Below are 15,994 nucleotides of genomic sequence, written 5' to 3'. Positions count from 1 at the left end.
TTTCGACTCCATCGTCGTCGGCGAGGACTGGATCAGCGAGCACTACTTCACCACCGACTCGGTGAAGGAGTCGTTCCACGGCCGGGTCATGGAGCTGCGCAAAGCCTGGGACGCCGAGGCCAAGGAGGGCCGCGCCACCGTCCGCAGCAGCCTGCTCGCCGCCGCCCGCGACCTGCAGACCGGCCTCGCCGCGCTCGCCGAGAACCCGGAGTCCGCCCCGAAGGCGCACGCCCTCGTCCGCGCCGCCCTCGGCCACGACGGCGAACTCACCGCCTTCACCGCCGAGCGTGCGGGCGCCGACCTGCACATCCCCGACGCCCAGCTCCCCGGCACCGCGAGCGTCCTCTTCCTGCAGGCGCACCCCGCCGACACCGTGGAGGCCCTGCTCGCCCCCGAGACCGGCCACCTGATCACCCCCGCCACCGAGGACGGCAAGCCGCTGGAGCCGGTCTCCAAGGCGGTCTCGGCCGCCTTCCGCTCCGACACCCCGCCCGCCTTCGTCGTGGTCCAGGCCGGCCGCTGGCACCTGCTCGCCGAGGCCGAACGCTGGGCCGAGGGCCGCTACCTCGCCGTCGACCTGCTCGTCGTCACGGAACGCCGCCACGACCCCCGCGGCGGCGAAATCGACCGCTGCGCCGCCATCTTCGGCCACCAGGCCCTGCGGCCCGACGCCGACGGCACGATCTGGTGGACCGGCGTGCTGGAGGACTCGGTCAAGCACACCGTCGGCGTCTCCAAGGACCTGCGCGAAGGCATCCGCCTCTCGATCGAGATCATCGCCAACGAGGTCGTGCGCCGCCGGTCGAGCATGGACGGCGTCGACGGCAACGACCTCGCCAAGCACGCCCTGCGCTTCCTCTACCGCATCCTGTTCCTGCTGTATGCCGAGGCGTCGCCGGAGATGCGGGTGCTGCCCACCGGCGCCGCCGAGTACGAGGAGGGCTACGGCCTCGACCGCCTCCGCGAACTCACCCTCACCGAACTCGTCTCGCACCGCGCCCGCACCGGCACCCACCTCTACGAGTCACTGAAGAAACTCTTCGACCTGGTCGATCAGGGCCACACCCCCGCCGACGACCCCACCCCCGGCCTCGAATTCAATCCGCTGCGCGCCGACCTCTTCGCCCCTGCGGCGACCGCTCTCATCGACGAGGTTCGTCTCGGCAACGAGGCCGTGCAGCAGGTGCTCGAGCACCTGCTGCTCACCAAGGAGAGCAAGTCCCGCAAGGGCGCCGACCGCGGCTTCATCAGCTACGCCGAACTCGGCATCAACCAGCTCGGCGCGGTCTACGAGGGGCTGATGTCGTACACCGGCTTCTTCGCCGAGGAGGACCTGTACGAGGTCGCCAAGGACGGCAATCCGGAAAAGGGCTCCTGGGTGGTCCCCTACGGGCGGCACGACCACCTCGCGGAATCCGATTTCGTCCGCAAGGAGAACCCGCACACCCACGAGCTGGAACCGGTCGTGCACGAGAAGGGCACCTTCGTCTTCCGCCTCGCGGGCCGCGAACGCCAGCAGTCGGCGTCGTACTACACCCCCGAGGTGCTCACCCGATTCGTCGTCTCCCAGGCCCTCGAGGAACTGCTCACCCCGGAGACCACCCCCGAGCAGATCCTGCGCTTCACCATCTGCGAACCCGCCCTCGGCTCCGGCGCCTTCGCCATCGAAGCCGTGCGCCAGCTCGCCGCCGAATACCTGAAACGCAAGCAGGAAGAACTCGGCGAACTCATCGAAGCCGACCGCTACCCCGTCGAATTGCAGAAGGTGAAGGCGCACATCGCCCTGCACCAGGTGTACGGGGTCGACCTGAACGCCACCGCCGTCGAACTCGCCGAAATCTCGCTCTGGCTCGACACCATGGTGGCCGGATTGCAGGCGCCCTGGTTCGGCCTGCACCTGCGCCGCGGCAACTCGCTGATCGGCGCCCGCCGGGCGGTGTATCAGCCTGGTCAGCTCGCGAAGAAGGCGTGGCTCAGCGCCGTCCCGAAGGATGTGCCGCTCGGCACCGGGGTCGGTGCGGGGATCCACCACTTCCTGCTCCCGGCCGACGGGTGGGGCGCGATCATCGACACCGCCGAAGCCAAGACCTATGCCCCCGACCGCCGCGAAGAACTCCGGTTGTGGCGCAACGACATCCGCAAGACGCCAAGCAAGGAGATCACCCGCCGCCTGGCCGCCCTCGCCCAGCGCGTGGAGACCCTCTGGGAGCTCACCGCCCGCCGCCTCGCCATCGCTGAATCCGCCATCCGCCGCGACCTGCACCTCTGGGGCGGGGCGGCCGTCGACCCCGCCCCCGCCGTCACTCGCGAACAAATCGAAAAGGTTCTGCGCGAACCTTCCGGCGCGTACCAGCGCCTGCGGCGTGTTATGGACGCCTGGTGCGCCCTCTGGTCCTGGCCGGTGACCGGCGATATCCCCGCGCCCGGCTGGGACGAGTGGGTCGGTGGGTTGGAAGCGGTGCTCGGGACGCAGCCGAAGGCGGGCAAGTTCGAGAAGCACGGGCAGATCAGTATCGCCGCCGATTTGAGCTGGTACGACCTCGATTTCGCCGAGGAAACCGATCGCACCTTCGCCCGGGCGCAGCCGGTCGACACCGCGTTGCGGTCGTACCCGTGGTTGGGGGTCGCCGCTCAGATCGCGGGCGAGCAGGGGTTCCTGCACTGGGAGCTGGATTTCGCACCGGTCTTCGCCAGGGGTGGGTTCGACCTGCAGGTCGGAAATCCGCCGTGGGTTCGGCCGGATTGGGATGAGGCGGCGGTACTCGCAGATTTCGATCCGTGGTGGCAGTTGGCGCACAAACCTTCGGAAGCCGCGAAGCGGGAGAAGTTCTCTGAGGCGACAGCGTCCGACAGAGTTCGCGCGATGTTCCTGGACGAGCGGGCGAAGCAGGCCGGGCAGAGCGCGCATCTGAGGTCAGGGATCGACCGGCCAGTACTCGCGGGTCTGCAACCTGATTCGTACCGGTGCTTCATGGAGCGGACCTGGCGCTCGAGCGCACCTGGCGGAATCGTCTCGCTGATCCATCCCGAGAGTCATTTCACCGAAGCACGTGCCAATAGGCTACGGCGCGAGACCTACCATCGGTTGCGACGGCACTGGCAATTTCGCAATGAGCAGAAGCTCTTCACCGAGATCAAGGACACGCGACTCTACGGAGTTCACGTATACGGCGAGCACTCAGCGGTTCGATTCCTCCATGCGGCGGCCCTGTACCACCCCGACGTCGCTTCCCGTTCCATGAGGCATGACGGCTCGGGTCCGCCCCCCGGCATCAAAGATCCAGAAGGCCGATGGGACGTGCGCCCGCACGCCGAACGCATCATCGAAGTGACGGAAGTCGGCCTCGCAGGTTGGGCAGCCCTGATCGACGAACCTGGAACTCCCGCAGCCGAAGCACGCATGTTGTACCCGGTGAACCGCGCAAGCGCCGAGGTACTGGACAAGATCGCCGCCGCTCCTCGGCTGTCCGACATCGGCTTCCAATGGACCGCAGGTTGGCACGAATCCGCGGACCGCAAGCTCGGCTACTTCGAATCCCGCTCCGCCATCCCTGCCCGCTGGTCCGACGTCATCCTGCAAGGCCCCCACCTCACCGTCGCCACCCCGCTCTACCAGCAGGGCAACCCGACCATGCGCAGCAACGCAGACTACTCACCACTCGACCTGGAATCCCTGCCCGAAGATTTCATCCCCCGCACGAACTACCAAGTAGCCCGCCCCGACGCCGAGTACCAGGCGGCCTACCCGCACTGGAACGGCGAGCCGAGTTCGAACTTCTACCGCCTCGCCTGGCGCGAAATGTGCGACACCGCGACCGTCCGCACCCTGCAATCCGCTCTCCTACCCCCCGGCCCCACCCACGTTCACGCCGTTCACACCCTGACCCTCGCGGGTGACAATCGCCGCCTCACCATGCTCGCCGGAATCAGCCATTCCCTCATCGCCGACTTCATGATCAAGGTGATCGGAAATGCGCACATCAAGGCGTCCACATGGCTCCAACTTCCCTGCCCGACCGAACACCCCCTCGCGGAGCATCTAGTCTTGCGCACACTCCGCCTGAACTGCGTCGTCGCCCCTTTCACCGACCTCTGGAACTCGCTCTACCAGTCCTCCTGGCAGCTCGATTCCTGGGTACCGGGATCGGCCCCGGACTCGGCCCCTCGACTCGGCGAAGTCACCCCGGCGTGGAACGTTGACGCCGCTCTCCGCACGGGAGCAGACCGCCGCCGCGCTCTGATCGAAATCGACGCTATCGTTGCGGTCATGCTCGGCATCACCGCCGAAGAACTCCTCACCATCTACCGAACCCAATTCCCCGTCCTCCAGCGCTACGAACGCGACTCCCGCTATGACGCCACGGGCCGCCAGCTACCCACAAAGGTCGCGTCGGAACTCCGCAAAGAGCCCACACTCGGTCGCACAGACATCACGGCCGACGGCATCACCTACACGGCCCCGTTCACGGGCGTAGACCGCGAGCAGGACATGCTGCGCGCTCACGACCACTTCACAGCGAGGGCTACTTCCTGAGCCAGGTAGACCAGACGTTCTCCGACTGATCCAATCCACATTGCTCACCAGCCGCTGGTTACGCGTGCGGCAAGAACGTGGCGCTCGCGACTGGCGACGACGGCCGATGGCCACGGTGCCGACCGTCCAGTACATTGCGACATACGGCGGCATCGACGGCTGAGGGGTGGAACATGCGGGGGCGTTCAGTGCTGATTGCAGCGTTGGTGGCGATAGCCGTGGTGCCGGCATGCGAGTCGGAGCCATCGGCAACCCCATCGACCTCTACGATCGCGCCGGAAGCGCTGTTCGATCCGTGCACGCTGCCGGACGATGCGATCCGCGCTGCCGGAGCGAATCCGGAACGGCGAGACGACAAAGCACTCGGCACCAAACGTACGAACTGGACCGGCTGTTCCTGGGGTGCGGACCAATACGCGCTCCGCGTCCTCGCCACGACGCGCGGCATTGATGAGTTCCGCGACAACGCGAACTTCGGCGGCTTCGGCCCGATCACCATACCCGGCCGCGATGCGTACTCCTTTCACGAGAAAGTTCCAACACCAGACGACAATTGCAGCATTGTGTACCCCACGCCGAGAGGGACGATCGACTTCTACGTCACCTACAATTTGAGTACCACTGTCGCCGAGGAACCGTGCACCCTCGCCCTCCGAGCGGCAACGGCTCTCGACCCGTACCTACCTCGGTGAGGATTGAGTCGTGGCCCAGAATTCGACGGCGCAGGAGTTCGCGCGCCTCGCCGAGCTAGCAGCGGCCAATGAAATCGCACTCGCCGAGGGTGTGGCCGAACGATGCGCGCAACTGTGCGACGACTATGCCGAGCAACTGATCGACTTGCGAAATCGCACCCGAACGATCATGCACGTCGATTCGTTCGGCGCACTACGCTCGGCACGAGAACTCGGCGCAAAGTTCGAACAGCTCGCGATCGGCGGGCCGGGCAGCGGCTCCTTCGCTGCCGCGTTGGAGGAACACATCGGGGTCGTCGAGGCAATGGCCGATATGTTCCGCAAAGCAGGTGCCGCCTATCGGGCCACCGAGTCCGGAAACGCTACTGACATCTCTTCCTCTACCTGACGATGGACGGCCCGTATGCCACGTTCCCGCATCTGGACTGGGAAGTCGGTCAGGGGCAGTCGAACTCCCCTCTACGCACACCGGACAAGAACACGGTCCACGCCGACGAGGTGAACCTCAAAGCACCGCGGCCTGGACTCTTCGAGTCTCGGACATCGATCGAGCCGGACCCGAGATGCGCAGTTCGACGCAATCGCTTCCCGCGGAGCTGTGGCTGCTCTTGAACCACTGCACGCCAGACAGATCAGTAGGCATCGCGGAACTCGCCACCGCGCGCTGCCGCCAGAAACCGCGCCCACGCTGGTGATGCGAACACCAGCACACCCCCGTCGGGCGCCTTGGAGTCACGCACTCCCACCAGCCCACCGCTCAGATGGGCGACCTCCACGCATTCACTGCCGGCCGAGCTGTGACTGCTTTTGAACCACACTGCTTTCGATACATCAACGGACACAGCCGAACTCCTTCGCCAGTTGCCGCAGTCGACGCTTGCTGTCGACAGTACTCAACGCTACCTGCTCCAGGACCCCGGCACCGGTTCTGTACCGCTGCACCGCGCTGGCCCGCTCGAGGTACACGTCACCGGTGTAGCTCTGAATGTGCACCACCGGCGGCTCGAGCGGCTGGCCTTCGCCATCGACCGCGAAGTCGAGGATGGTGAAAGGTCCGGTCGATGTTCCTAGCGGGAATCCGGCCCCGAAGGGCACGAGCTGCACCCGGACGTTCGGCGGGAGGTCGGCCAAGTGCCGTAACTGCGCGGCCATGATTCGCGGGCTGGCGACAACGCGGTGGACGGCCGCCTCGTCCAGCAGAAGTACCGCGGTGAGAGGCGCGAACTCGCGGGTGATGAGCGCCTGCCTATTGCGGCGGACACGGACACGCCGCTCGATCTCTTCGGCGGTGTCGCCCGAGAAGTACGCGCGGTCGAGCGCTCGCGCGTAGTCCGGAATCTGGAAGAGGCCGGGAACCATGTCGGGCCGGTAGAAGGTCAGGTGCGCGGCGGCGGACTCCATCTGGATGTACGCATTGAACGTCGGATTCACCTGGTCGGGAAACTCGTCCAGCCAGGACGGCGTCCGTCCCTGTGCAGCCAGCGACTTCAACACCGGCAACATATCCACCCGCTGATACAACTGACACAACCGCCGCAGATCCGCATCCCGCACGACGACATTCGGCGCCCCGGTCTCCAACCGGTGCAACGTCCCCGCCCCGCGCCCGATCGCGCGCGCCGCCACCTCGATCGACAACCCCGCCTCCTGCCGCATCCCACGCAGACACCGCCCCAAGCTGCGGTGTGGAACGCCCCCGGTCCCCCGAATCCCCGCGCTGAGCTGGCGATCATCAGCACCGGCAACCCGCTCCCCCATCCTGTTTGCTCCCCTCTGTGGAATATCCGTCCACACGACATGGAATATCGCCGAAAACATTGTGGAAGAACAATTTTCGGCCGTCTGGAAACCATTCTGCCGGGTCGCTGGAAGATGTCCAGGGCATTCGCGAGTTTCTTCCGGGAATTTCCATCGGAGCATTCCCCGCGGCCCGTCTCCGGTGCTCTGATGACCCGGCCGGGCTGCCCCGCCCGCCCCCAATCGACCCGCGGAGGGCACATGACCAACGCACTACCGCGCCGGGTTCCGTTCCCCCGGTCGCGCGCACCGTACCGGGCCGTCCCGGCCCCCGTTCTCGCGCGCTACGCCCGCGCGCTGCGGCAGTGGGCCGCCGCACCCGAACGTCCCGGAGGCGGGGTGCCCACTCCCCCGCCTCCGGTGACCCTCACCGAAGCGCTCTCGTGGATCGACTGACCCACTACCGCGTCGATGTCCACTGCTGCGGACCGCGCTGGCTCATCCACGTGCCGTCCGTGGCACGGTGGACCATCATCGGGGAGAAGGCCGCGATCCGCGCCACCGCTCGGCGCATGATCGTCGCCACCACCGGGCGGCGCGCAGAGTCGGTCGAACTGGACCTGGTCGCGGGGCGAGCGTTGCGCAGCGTCGAGGAATTCACGGCGGTGCACTCGGTGCGGACGCGGTGGAATCGGATCGGGTAGTGGGCGCGCGACGGTGCCCGGCTCACCCGATCAGACGGAGGTCACCGCCTCGCGTCGGGATCGCGCAGAGCCGTGTTCGAGTTCGATGTCACTGCCCGGACGAGCCCAGATCGTCCGCGGACTGCTGGTCGGTGGCCTGTAGCCTGCCGATCGCCGCGAGGAAGGTGTCGCGTTGATCGCGGGCGATGGCGATGTGTTGGTCAAGGCGCTTGCTTGCCGAATCGTCGGCGTCTTCGGGACTGCCGGCGACGGCTTTGGCTTCGAGCTTCTGGCGGATGGTCTGGGCTGAAGGGAGGGTGCCCCAGCCGGTGAGGCGTTGAAGATACCCCGCTTCACGCTTCTGCTGCTTGAGTGCGGTGATGTATTGATCGACTACATCGGCGAGCGCTTGCCCGATTCCTTCGTCGAGCCTCAGCTCCCCATTGATCGCCTGTTGCTTCAAATTCCGCCAGTGGGCTGCTTGGTCCTCGGTCATGGTGAACGCCTCGAGTCGATCAGCGGGGCAGGTAGGGTTCCAGAGCAGCCGCGTAGCGAGCGGCCATGTCGCAGAGATCACCCACGCGCGGACCTTCAGAGCTCAGCCATGCCGCATTGATCTCGAACATGCCCTGCTCGGCCTCGAAGGAGACATAGCAGCTGTCCGGATCGTTCTTCTCGGTAGAGACCAGTCCTCGACGAGAGTTGACCGTGGTCTCCCGAAGGACCCTCGCCGACTCCTTCTTGTACACCTCGTCCAGCATGTGGCTGGTCGAGAAGATCGCGACTCGGCGTTCGCCGGAGCCGTACCGGTCGTCCGAAGGCGCCCAGTTGCAGACCCGCCAAGTCGACACCCCGGTCGGGGGATCGGTAGTGATGCTCTTGGTGGCCGGATCGAGCCCCGCCGCGCGCAGCGATTCATCCGACAGCGCACCACGGCACGGATTGAATACCTCGATCTTGTCCAGATCCCGCACGGTCGTCGTCGGACCCGCCGACCCCTCATCACCGGTACAGCCGGTGAGCGCGGCGATGCCGGCGAGCCCGCAGATCACGGCTCGGAAGACAACGGCTTTCGACACAACCACTCCCCTGTGATTCGATGACGAGACACGCACCCGTCAGATTGATTGGACGCGAGGTAACCGCTCGCGGTTCCACCGACCATCGAAGCACGGCACCCGTGGGCAGCGGCGCCGCACCGATCGACAACCCGGCCCGCGCGCTTCCGGTCAGCTGTCGATAGCCTGCTTCGCCGCACTCATCGCGTCGAAGAGCTCCTGACGCCAGATCTCCTGCTGCTGGACCGAGCCGATGTACCCCTTCGGCCCGGTGCTCCGATGCCAGAAGTGCCGAAGGCTGCGCGCCGTTCGCGGATAGGACCGCCGGAAGAAGCCCCACCCGCGCTCGGGGACCGTGCCGAAGACGAACACGGCACGTAGCCGGGGCAGCCGGGCGATCACCTGGATGAGGTGGTCCGTGCCCTCCAGCAGGTAGGGGTCCTGCACCGGTTTGCGGAGTTCGCCGAGCCCCTGCACGAACCAGGGATACATGTTCCAGCCGACGCAGTCCGACCGGTCGATGTCCGCGTGGTCGAGCGCTTCCGCGATCCGCGCTGCCGCCGGGTCGCTGTTCTCGACCGAGAGCATGCCCGAACCGCCCGCGATATCGAGCTTCGTTTTCTCCCCCGGCGACAACGTCAGCAGGAGCAGGCGTGCCTCGCGGCCGCCGAACTCCGGGGAGACGTGCGGGACGAACTGGTCCGGCTTCCGGGCGCGCAGCTCGTCGACGTACTCGTTCAGCTCGCGGATGTGCGGGTCGTAGATCCGTTCCAGGTAGTCGTCACGAAAATGCCGGATCTTCATGTGCTGGTATTGCTGAGTCATTGCCCCTCCCTGGCTCGGGGGTCAGACTACCGAGGACGCTGCTCTTCCCGGCACTGTGCCTCGGGCTTCACCTCGACGCAATTCCACCACGCCCGCTGGATATCGCCGGAGGTCGGCGGTTCGCCGCAGGCGGTACCACAGCGCTCGGCATTGGGGACGGGGGTGCCGTCCGGCCAGTAGCAGGCGTCCTCGTAGCAGGTGTAGCCGCGGGGGCCCGGATTGCCGCCCAGTCCGGACTTCGACTCCTCGTCGAGATATTCGCGACCGCCGTTGTTGTCGAAGCACCACTGGGAGAACCGGGTGGTTCCATCGCTCCACAGGGCGGGGCCGGGTGTGCCTTCCAGGCACTCGACCACCGCGGGCTCGGCCGCCGCTGTTCCCCGCAGGCCACCGAAGCACAGAACTACTCCGGCCACTACGGCGACGATCCTCAGCAATTGTCCTCCTGCGCGATGGTTGCCGACACGGAACCTATTTTGACAGGCGCAGTTGCGGGACCTGCTGCCGATCAGCACAGCCCGAGCGCGGCGGCATGCTCCCAGAGTTCATTCGGCACCGATTCGCCTCCGCGCGCGCGGACGCGCTCGATCGCCACGGACAGGCGGTCGTGATGCGGTGCGGTCCCGGGGTAGGAGACGGCCGCTCGGAGCACAGCGACGAGCAGATCGCCCGGGTACATGTCGCCCGACGCCAACGGGGCGGCATCGATGATGTCGAGTGCTATCGGCAGAAGAATCGGCACCGCCACTCGTTGGGCGAGCAAGATCCGAATATCTTCGGCCGTCAGCTTCGACAGCGGAAGGCGGCGCAGCCGGTGGACAGTCCGGATCAACTCGGTGGCCTCGGGGCCGGGGTCCGGCCAGGAGCCTTCCCACTGTTCGATACTCACAGCGACTCCGGCTCTCCGATTCGGAGATCGTCGGGCAACACAAAACAACGCTGCCACCACTTCGTTGCAAGGTTCCCGCAGGTCGGCATCGGACAGTGCCGCGCGCTCGAGCCCGGCATGGCGGAAATCCGCACTATACAGATCTGAGCCGTTGAAGTCCGCGCGCTGTAGGTCGGACCGCTTGACTGAACACGGCCCGAGCAGATCCAGCCCGGGCAGGTTTGCCTATTCGGGTGGACCACAAACCCACCGCGAACCGTAGTCAACGTCGAAACGGGCTCTCCATCATATACTTTCGCAGCCGCTCTTTTAACACAGCAATTACCAGAAACAGCGGGAGCGCGGCAGCAGCGAAAAAACCAACGGCACCCACCAAATAATCGAGCAGCGATGGCGAATCACGTGGAGAACGCGCGTCGGTAGCCGCCCATACGCGAAGATCCGAATTCCAGCTGAGATAGGCCGTTACTATCGCCGCAATCAACAATCCGACCCCGAGGAAAAGGTAGGCCGCGAAGAATACGGTCCGCTGGTTCGGCGTCAGCACATCGCGATCGCTTCTAGCTTGAAACGGCGGCGGCCGGTGTGCGGGTTGCGACTGCGGCAGCTCAGGATTCATGGACGAACTCCTCCCCAAAGGTCTGCGGCCAGCATAGGGCAGGCGGAACGGCGACGGATTCCGTGGCCGCGGCCTCGATCCGCGAATCGTGGCCAGCGCTCGACGCTGCCGAATGGCGGTGGAGGCGGCGTGTGGGGTGCAGGCGCGAATGACTCGGGGGGCGAGGGCGGAAACTGCGGCCATGACCTACGTTTCGGCTTGACAAGCTCCGCCGTAGCAGAAAAACTCTGGACGAGTCCGAGTTCGCTCGGCAACGTTGCGATAGACGGCAAGCGCGTGTCGGGGTACAACGACGCGCTGCCCAACGGGCGGGGAGCGCATCGCATGGGGAGGAGCGCTGATGGGGGCCGGAGGGTTCTTCAACCATTACGACGATCCCGACGAGTTCTGGGACGAGGCACCGATGGAGCCGGTCCCGGGCACCGTTCCCGCCCGAACCTCGCCGCCCGACGCCGGCCCGTCGACGGCTCGGCCGGTGCAACGAGATGTCGCCCCGTATCGCGCGTCGCCCGCATCAGAACCGATCCCCGCCGCCTCTTCGCCGATGTCTCCGCCACACAGCGGATTGGGCGACCGTTCCCCGCTTCCGGGGTCCTCAGGCGCTACCCGATCGATCGAGAACCTCATCGATGATCTGAGCCGGGGCAGTTCCTACATCGAAGCCATCTCGGGCATGCTGCGACGCGCGCAACGCAACGTACCAACCAGGTTCACCGGGCGGGACAGCTCCGGCGCGATCGAGATCGGCATCGATCACGAAGGGATATTGGTTGACGTGATCGTCTCGGAGCAATGGGGTCGCAAGGTCGACAGCTCTGCTCTGAGCGGAGCGGTCCTCAGTGCCTTTCGCGATGCGGAGGATCGAAGGTCGGTCGCGATCGTGACCGCCCTCACCGACCGCCGAACTGTCCAGTTCTTGCGCGAGCAGACAGCGGATTCATACCCGTTGCGGGTTGCTGAACAGCCTCGGCGCCCCGAAGGTACGATCGTCGGCGACGCACTCGGCGAATATGCGGTTCGGGAATTGGGGCAACCGATCACCAATGGCCTGCTGTCCTCGGTCGGGAACGGGAGCGGCGTGAACGTCCAGGCACGGCTGACCCTCGACGCTCGTGGGGTATCGGACTGCGAGATCCGCGTCGACTGGGGACGAAGTATGCCGGGCGCCGAGATAGCGCGCTCGCTCCGAGACGCTTACACCGACGCACGCCGGTCCGGCGCGGGCCGATCGGACCCGAACGTCCCGTCGATGGACGTGTTGATCGAGAGCGTGTTGAGCGAGTTGTCCACCATGCAGAATCAAGCAGCCGGAGGTTCGCGATGAGTCCCACGCCCCAGGAAGTGTCGGTGGCGACCGACGCTCTGCGAACCGAGAGTTCGACCTGGGCATGTGAGGCCGACGTCATGACCGCAGTCAAGGCGAAGATCGAGGGAATGGAGTTCAGCCGGATCGAAGGGGGGATCTTCCAGGCGATCGTCGGCCCCCACACCGCGTTGGTCCAGAAAATGGCGACCTTGACCGGCCAGGCTTCGCAACGGTTCGATCAGGTCGCCGAGGTGTTGATCGTCTGCGCTGACACCTACGAAGCCGAAGAGCGTACGGGTATGCACAACATCGACAATCTCTGGTAGCGGGAGGGCCTTCCTGTGAATTTCGATGTCGCAACGTACGAATCCGTGATGAAGGAGCTCGAAGAGTACCTGGTCACCTTGCGCGATTCGATCGATACTAAAATCCCTAACGCGCTGAACACGGCCAAATCCCTGCCATATGTCCGGTTGGCTTTCGGGTTGTCCGATCTACTCGACGAATTCGCTCGGGTGATGGTCGAGGTCAGCACCTGGCTGCTGGACAAGTTGATCGAGATCCTGAAGGGAGCCCTGGCTCCCTATTTCATGTACCGGCTGAGCGGCGAGTGGAGCGAGGTGCGCAGCACGGTCACCAGCACGCAGAGCACGCTCGATGCCAACAATCTGCCTGCCGTGCGATTGTGGAAAGGTGCCGCGCAGCAGTCCTATTTTCGGACGGCGACCACACAGAGCGCCGCTGCGGGCAAGCTGGGCGACATCGCGGACAAGACGAGGACGACCCTGTTGGTGGCAGCGGGCGCCGGTCTCGCCTTCTATATCGGCATGGCACTGATCGTCAAACAATTCCTGACCGCATTGGCTATCGATATCGGTTTGCTGGCCGCGGGATTCACTGCGATCGGCGGGTTTGCCGATTTCCTCAAGACCACCGGGATCACCACCGCACAGGTCACCGCCGCTGTCACTGCGATAGGTGTAATCGTCAGCAATCAGGCCACAGCGCTGCGAGATCTCGAAAGTCTCGCCGCCGACAACGGGACATTCCCTGACGACGCACAGGGCAAGCCGGGTTGGCCGGACTCGCTCGCGGGCACTTTCGCCGATGCCTCGGTCGAGGGTGACGGCGAGTCGAAATGGCGGTTGAACTGATCACGGCGAGGAGCGGTTACAGGGATCGGTGGACTGTGGTGCCGTTCGTCGCGCTGGCCGGGATCATCGCCGTGCTTATCTGGCGGATAGACGGTTTCGCGCACGTCACTGTTATCGCGGCATTGGTTGGTGTGATGGTCGTGCAGACGGTGGGCGTTGTCGTGAGTTGGCAAGGGACGGTGAGCGAACGCCAACGGAACGCACTCGTCCCGCTGCTCCTGCTCGCGGCGACCGGAGCCGTGATATTCGCCTTCGGAACCAGCTCCGACACAGTCCCACCCGGGATGTCACCGTTGTTCGCGGGTCTCGTCGCCGGCTTGCTCCTCCAATGCCATCTGCTGCGCCGGGCCGCTCGCGCTCGAGGTTGAACCGCTCCGGGTTCTGTGCCCGTGGTCCCGACCTCCGCAGCGGGCCATGACGCGAACGCGCCATGCACTCCGCCGCGATTCGCCGCAGGCGGTCAGGTCAGCCCCAACGCGGCGGCGCGTTGCCAGAGTTCAGGAGGTGACGCGCCCCTTCGACACCGCCTGCTGCCGGGACGAGAAGGAGACGTCTCACCTCCATGGGTCGTCCGCCCACGGATCGCCGTAGATGTCGTACGGATCGCCGAGTTCTCGCAACAACTCGCGGCCGGCCGCGGTGATCTCCGCCCGCAGGATCTCGCTGCGGTAGATTTCGGCGTCGTCCAGGTTCAGATATCCGACATGATCGTCGAACCCGTGGGCGACGCGCGAGATCGAATCCTCGACCGACAGTTCCCAGGGCGTCCATGGCCTGATCGGCGCGGTGAACGAACCGACTCGGATGAATCCCCGATCCCCCGGCCTGCGCATCGCGTCCAGAACGAAGACCCGGTCGAAACGCTCCGGCTCCAGCTTCTCGAGCACGACGTGGAAGTCGTTGAGCGGTGTCCAGTCGTCCGAGATCGTGTAGAGCAGAAAGTGCTCAGATTTCTTGTTCATCGCGACAAACCCCTCCCCGGCGCGGGCGACATCTATCGACTCCGAACTCGCTGGAGAACTTCGATTTCTGGCGCACCCCGGGCGGCGAACCACTCTTGCAGCTCCTGTCCGTCGAGCAGGTGGAGCGAATCGACGCCCACATCGATCGGTCCCAACAGGGTGCCGGCCGCTTCGGCGACATCGCAGTCCGCCATACGCGCTTTCTCGAAACCCGCCCAGTGAAGGCGACAGCTCCGAAGGCTGGCGTACCGCAGATCGGCTTCCGCGAACGATGTCAGCCGTAGTCGAGCACCGTCCAACTCTGCGCCGAGCAAGTCGGCATGGTCGAAGTCAGACTTCTGCACATCTGCGCCGTGCAACTTCGCATACGGTGCTCGGCAGTGCCGCCCTTGAGTCTTGACCAGGCTGGCGCTGCTCAGATCTGCTCGCGTCAGGTCCGTGCGGATGAGCCAAGCGTGATCCAGCGTGGCGTCGATCATCCGGACATCCGCCAGGCCGGCCTCGAAGAAGATCGCGCAGTCGAGATCCAGCTCGGAGAGATCGGCGCCGGAGAAGTCGAGACCACGAGCCTCGAGCGGCACTTCGAGCATCTGAACTCCATGCGGACCGGTCACGGGCTGCCCGAAATACTCCTCCAAAGCGCGGCGGGCTCGCACGTCGTGCGGCCAGCAGCGGACATCGCACACTGACCGACCGGTGACCTCGCTCATCGCTACCCTCGTCCCCCTTCTCCGCTCGAACTTGTCCCATCGGGCCAAATCCTGGACGATCGGCCCCGAGTCTGGCACCCGGAACCACCACCAGCCTCGATCCCTCAGGCCCATCTCCGCCACGGCGGCCATTCGCCTGCCCGAGTCCGCGACCGTATAGGACCGGAACGATTCATCTACGGTCGCCGCGTACTCGGTCGCCTTGCTCGCCACCTCGGCGGGCAAGCCATCGATCGCGAGCTGCAGGCAGTCACGGATGATGAGTGCGGCGCACAGGTCGTGCTCGTTCCACACGGTGTGGTCTTCGTACGGAAGCGCGCGGTCCGCATCGATCTTCCGAACATGCGCCGCCCAGGCATCCCTCAGTTGGATCACGTCTCGCTCCGCGCCCCCGAACAAGACCGGATGGGACCTGATCACCTCCAGGTTTGCGGTGGAGAAGAGCCGCAACTCTCCGCAGTCTTCAGTCACCACTGAACCACAGGTATCCCCGATGCCGGATCGCCGCCTCGATCGCAACTCGAAGCGTCGCGATCAAGTCCGTTTCGGCCTGCCCTCTCGGAGAGATGGCGTCGATCTCCGCGAGCAGGTCGCGCAACTGAACGGAATTGAACATCGTATCACCGTGCGGATGCACGCCGCGCATGAGAGATTTCGGGGGCGCGTTCGACACTGTTTCGTGGAGCACCTCGGCAGCTTCTCCGGCAATGATTTCGACGCGCCGGTGGGCTTGATCTTGGACTATTATCGCGATTCCCACTTCGATCTCCTCATGCTACTCCCCGCAGTATCCGCAACGGACTGGCTCCAAACTCACCGAACTCG

The 15,994-nt window shown here is 65.4% G+C and carries 19 protein-coding genes and 2 pseudogenes; 8 read left to right on the top strand and 13 right to left on the bottom strand.

Annotation, left to right across the window (positions count from 1 at the left end):
- The first annotated feature begins 88 nt into the window (after nt 1-88).
- From NH2_RS19245 to NH2_RS19240, 3 genes are all read left to right on the top strand, one after another.
- Nucleotides 89-4,534 (top strand): Eco57I restriction-modification methylase domain-containing protein, encoded by a 4,446-nt coding sequence (locus NH2_RS19245; RefSeq protein WP_439951764.1) that lies wholly within the window; start codon nt 89-91, stop codon nt 4,532-4,534.
- A gap of 188 nt (nt 4,535-4,722) precedes the next feature.
- The gene (locus NH2_RS28320) at nt 4,723-5,226 is read left to right on the top strand and encodes a DUF3558 domain-containing protein (protein WP_169811508.1); all 504 of its coding nucleotides are present in this window, start codon (nt 4,723-4,725) and stop codon (nt 5,224-5,226) included.
- A gap of 10 nt (nt 5,227-5,236) precedes the next feature.
- Nucleotides 5,237-5,614 (top strand): hypothetical protein, encoded by a 378-nt coding sequence (locus NH2_RS19240; protein ID WP_067656032.1) that lies wholly within the window; start codon nt 5,237-5,239, stop codon nt 5,612-5,614.
- Between the two features lie 49 nt (nt 5,615-5,663).
- On the opposite strand, the pseudogene NH2_RS28315 reads toward NH2_RS19240, so the two are convergent.
- From NH2_RS28315 to NH2_RS19235, 3 genes and pseudogenes are all read right to left on the bottom strand, one after another.
- Nucleotides 5,664-5,869: pseudogene (locus NH2_RS28315) on the bottom strand (DUF397 domain-containing protein).
- A complete protein-coding gene (locus NH2_RS28310; RefSeq protein ID WP_084505691.1) occupies nt 5,859-6,068 on the bottom strand; it encodes a DUF397 domain-containing protein in 210 nt (69 codons plus the stop codon). Before NH2_RS28310 ends, NH2_RS28315 begins: the two are co-directional and overlap by 11 nt.
- Nucleotides 6,058-6,984, bottom strand: a complete 927-nt coding sequence (locus NH2_RS19235; protein WP_281202045.1) for a helix-turn-helix domain-containing protein — start codon at nt 6,982-6,984, stop codon at nt 6,058-6,060. The genes NH2_RS28310 and NH2_RS19235 overlap by 11 nt, the downstream gene beginning before the upstream one ends.
- A gap of 422 nt (nt 6,985-7,406) precedes the next feature.
- Here NH2_RS19235 and NH2_RS19230 point away from each other — a divergent pair, with 422 nt between their 5' ends.
- A complete protein-coding gene (locus tag NH2_RS19230) occupies nt 7,407-7,667 on the top strand; it encodes a hypothetical protein (protein WP_067656026.1) in 261 nt (86 codons plus the stop codon).
- An 88-nt stretch (nt 7,668-7,755) separates the two neighbouring features.
- On the opposite strand, the gene NH2_RS19225 is transcribed toward NH2_RS19230, so the two are convergent.
- The 7 genes and pseudogenes from NH2_RS19225 to NH2_RS28915 all read right to left on the bottom strand — a co-directional run bounded on the left by NH2_RS19225 (nt 7,756) and on the right by NH2_RS28915 (nt 11,037).
- Entirely contained in the window at nt 7,756-8,142 is a 387-nt protein-coding gene (locus NH2_RS19225) for a hypothetical protein (RefSeq protein WP_067656024.1), read from the bottom strand.
- Between the two features lie 19 nt (nt 8,143-8,161).
- The gene (locus NH2_RS19220) at nt 8,162-8,725 is read right to left on the bottom strand and encodes a DUF3558 domain-containing protein (RefSeq protein WP_169811506.1); all 564 of its coding nucleotides are present in this window, start codon (nt 8,723-8,725) and stop codon (nt 8,162-8,164) included.
- A 150-nt stretch (nt 8,726-8,875) separates the two neighbouring features.
- A complete protein-coding gene (locus tag NH2_RS19215) occupies nt 8,876-9,529 on the bottom strand; it encodes a uracil-DNA glycosylase family protein (protein ID WP_157103867.1) in 654 nt (217 codons plus the stop codon).
- Nucleotides 9,530-9,555: 26 nt separating this feature from the next.
- A complete protein-coding gene (locus tag NH2_RS19210) occupies nt 9,556-9,945 on the bottom strand; it encodes a hypothetical protein (protein ID WP_084505688.1) in 390 nt (129 codons plus the stop codon).
- Between the two features lie 92 nt (nt 9,946-10,037).
- Nucleotides 10,038-10,418 carry a contact-dependent growth inhibition system immunity protein gene (locus NH2_RS29270; RefSeq protein WP_169811505.1) on the bottom strand — a complete coding sequence of 127 codons (381 nt, stop codon included), beginning with the start codon at nt 10,416-10,418 and terminating at the stop codon, nt 10,038-10,040.
- 87 nt (nt 10,419-10,505) lie between these two features.
- Nucleotides 10,506-10,622: pseudogene (locus NH2_RS30340) on the bottom strand (pentapeptide repeat-containing protein); the annotation flags it as partial.
- 58 nt (nt 10,623-10,680) lie between these two features.
- Complete coding sequence (locus NH2_RS28915) at nt 10,681-11,037, bottom strand: hypothetical protein (protein ID WP_157103866.1); 357 nt, start codon at nt 11,035-11,037, stop codon at nt 10,681-10,683.
- A 340-nt stretch (nt 11,038-11,377) separates the two neighbouring features.
- Between NH2_RS28915 and NH2_RS19200 the strand changes: the two genes are divergently transcribed.
- The 4 genes from NH2_RS19200 (at nt 11,378) to NH2_RS19185 (ending at nt 13,865) form a co-directional block, all read left to right on the top strand.
- Entirely contained in the window at nt 11,378-12,361 is a 984-nt protein-coding gene (locus tag NH2_RS19200) for a hypothetical protein (RefSeq protein ID WP_157103865.1), read from the top strand.
- A gap of 80 nt (nt 12,362-12,441) precedes the next feature.
- Nucleotides 12,442-12,669, top strand: coding sequence for a hypothetical protein (locus NH2_RS19195; RefSeq protein WP_157103864.1), 228 nt, complete (start codon nt 12,442-12,444; stop codon nt 12,667-12,669).
- A 48-nt stretch (nt 12,670-12,717) separates the two neighbouring features.
- A complete protein-coding gene (locus NH2_RS19190) occupies nt 12,718-13,497 on the top strand; it encodes a hypothetical protein (protein WP_067656006.1) in 780 nt (259 codons plus the stop codon).
- A 35-nt stretch (nt 13,498-13,532) separates the two neighbouring features.
- Nucleotides 13,533-13,865: a hypothetical protein gene (locus tag NH2_RS19185; protein ID WP_157103863.1), complete on the top strand. Its 333-nt coding sequence runs from the start codon at nt 13,533-13,535 to the stop codon at nt 13,863-13,865.
- A gap of 186 nt (nt 13,866-14,051) precedes the next feature.
- Here NH2_RS19185 and NH2_RS19180 read toward each other — a convergent pair whose 3' ends face one another.
- Genes NH2_RS19180 through NH2_RS28910 form a run of 3 tightly spaced genes read right to left on the bottom strand, consistent with a single transcriptional unit; the run spans nt 14,052 to nt 15,929 of the window.
- On the bottom strand, nt 14,052-14,459 hold the full coding sequence (locus tag NH2_RS19180) for a hypothetical protein (protein WP_067656000.1): 408 nt from the start codon (nt 14,457-14,459) through the stop codon (nt 14,052-14,054).
- A gap of 32 nt (nt 14,460-14,491) precedes the next feature.
- Nucleotides 14,492-15,643 (bottom strand): pentapeptide repeat-containing protein, encoded by a 1,152-nt coding sequence (locus NH2_RS19175; protein ID WP_067655997.1) that lies wholly within the window; start codon nt 15,641-15,643, stop codon nt 14,492-14,494.
- On the bottom strand, nt 15,633-15,929 hold the full coding sequence (locus NH2_RS28910; RefSeq protein WP_157103862.1) for a hypothetical protein: 297 nt from the start codon (nt 15,927-15,929) through the stop codon (nt 15,633-15,635). Before NH2_RS28910 ends, NH2_RS19175 begins: the two co-directional genes overlap by 11 nt.
- Nucleotides 15,930-15,994: the final 65 nt, after the last annotated feature.

Source organism: Nocardia harenae NBRC 108248 (genome assembly GCF_001612885.1).
Lineage (GTDB): Bacteria > Actinomycetota > Actinomycetes > Mycobacteriales > Mycobacteriaceae > Nocardia > Nocardia harenae.
The sequence above is the reverse complement of the archived record's forward strand: the minus strand, read 5'-3'. Positions and strand labels throughout refer to the sequence as shown.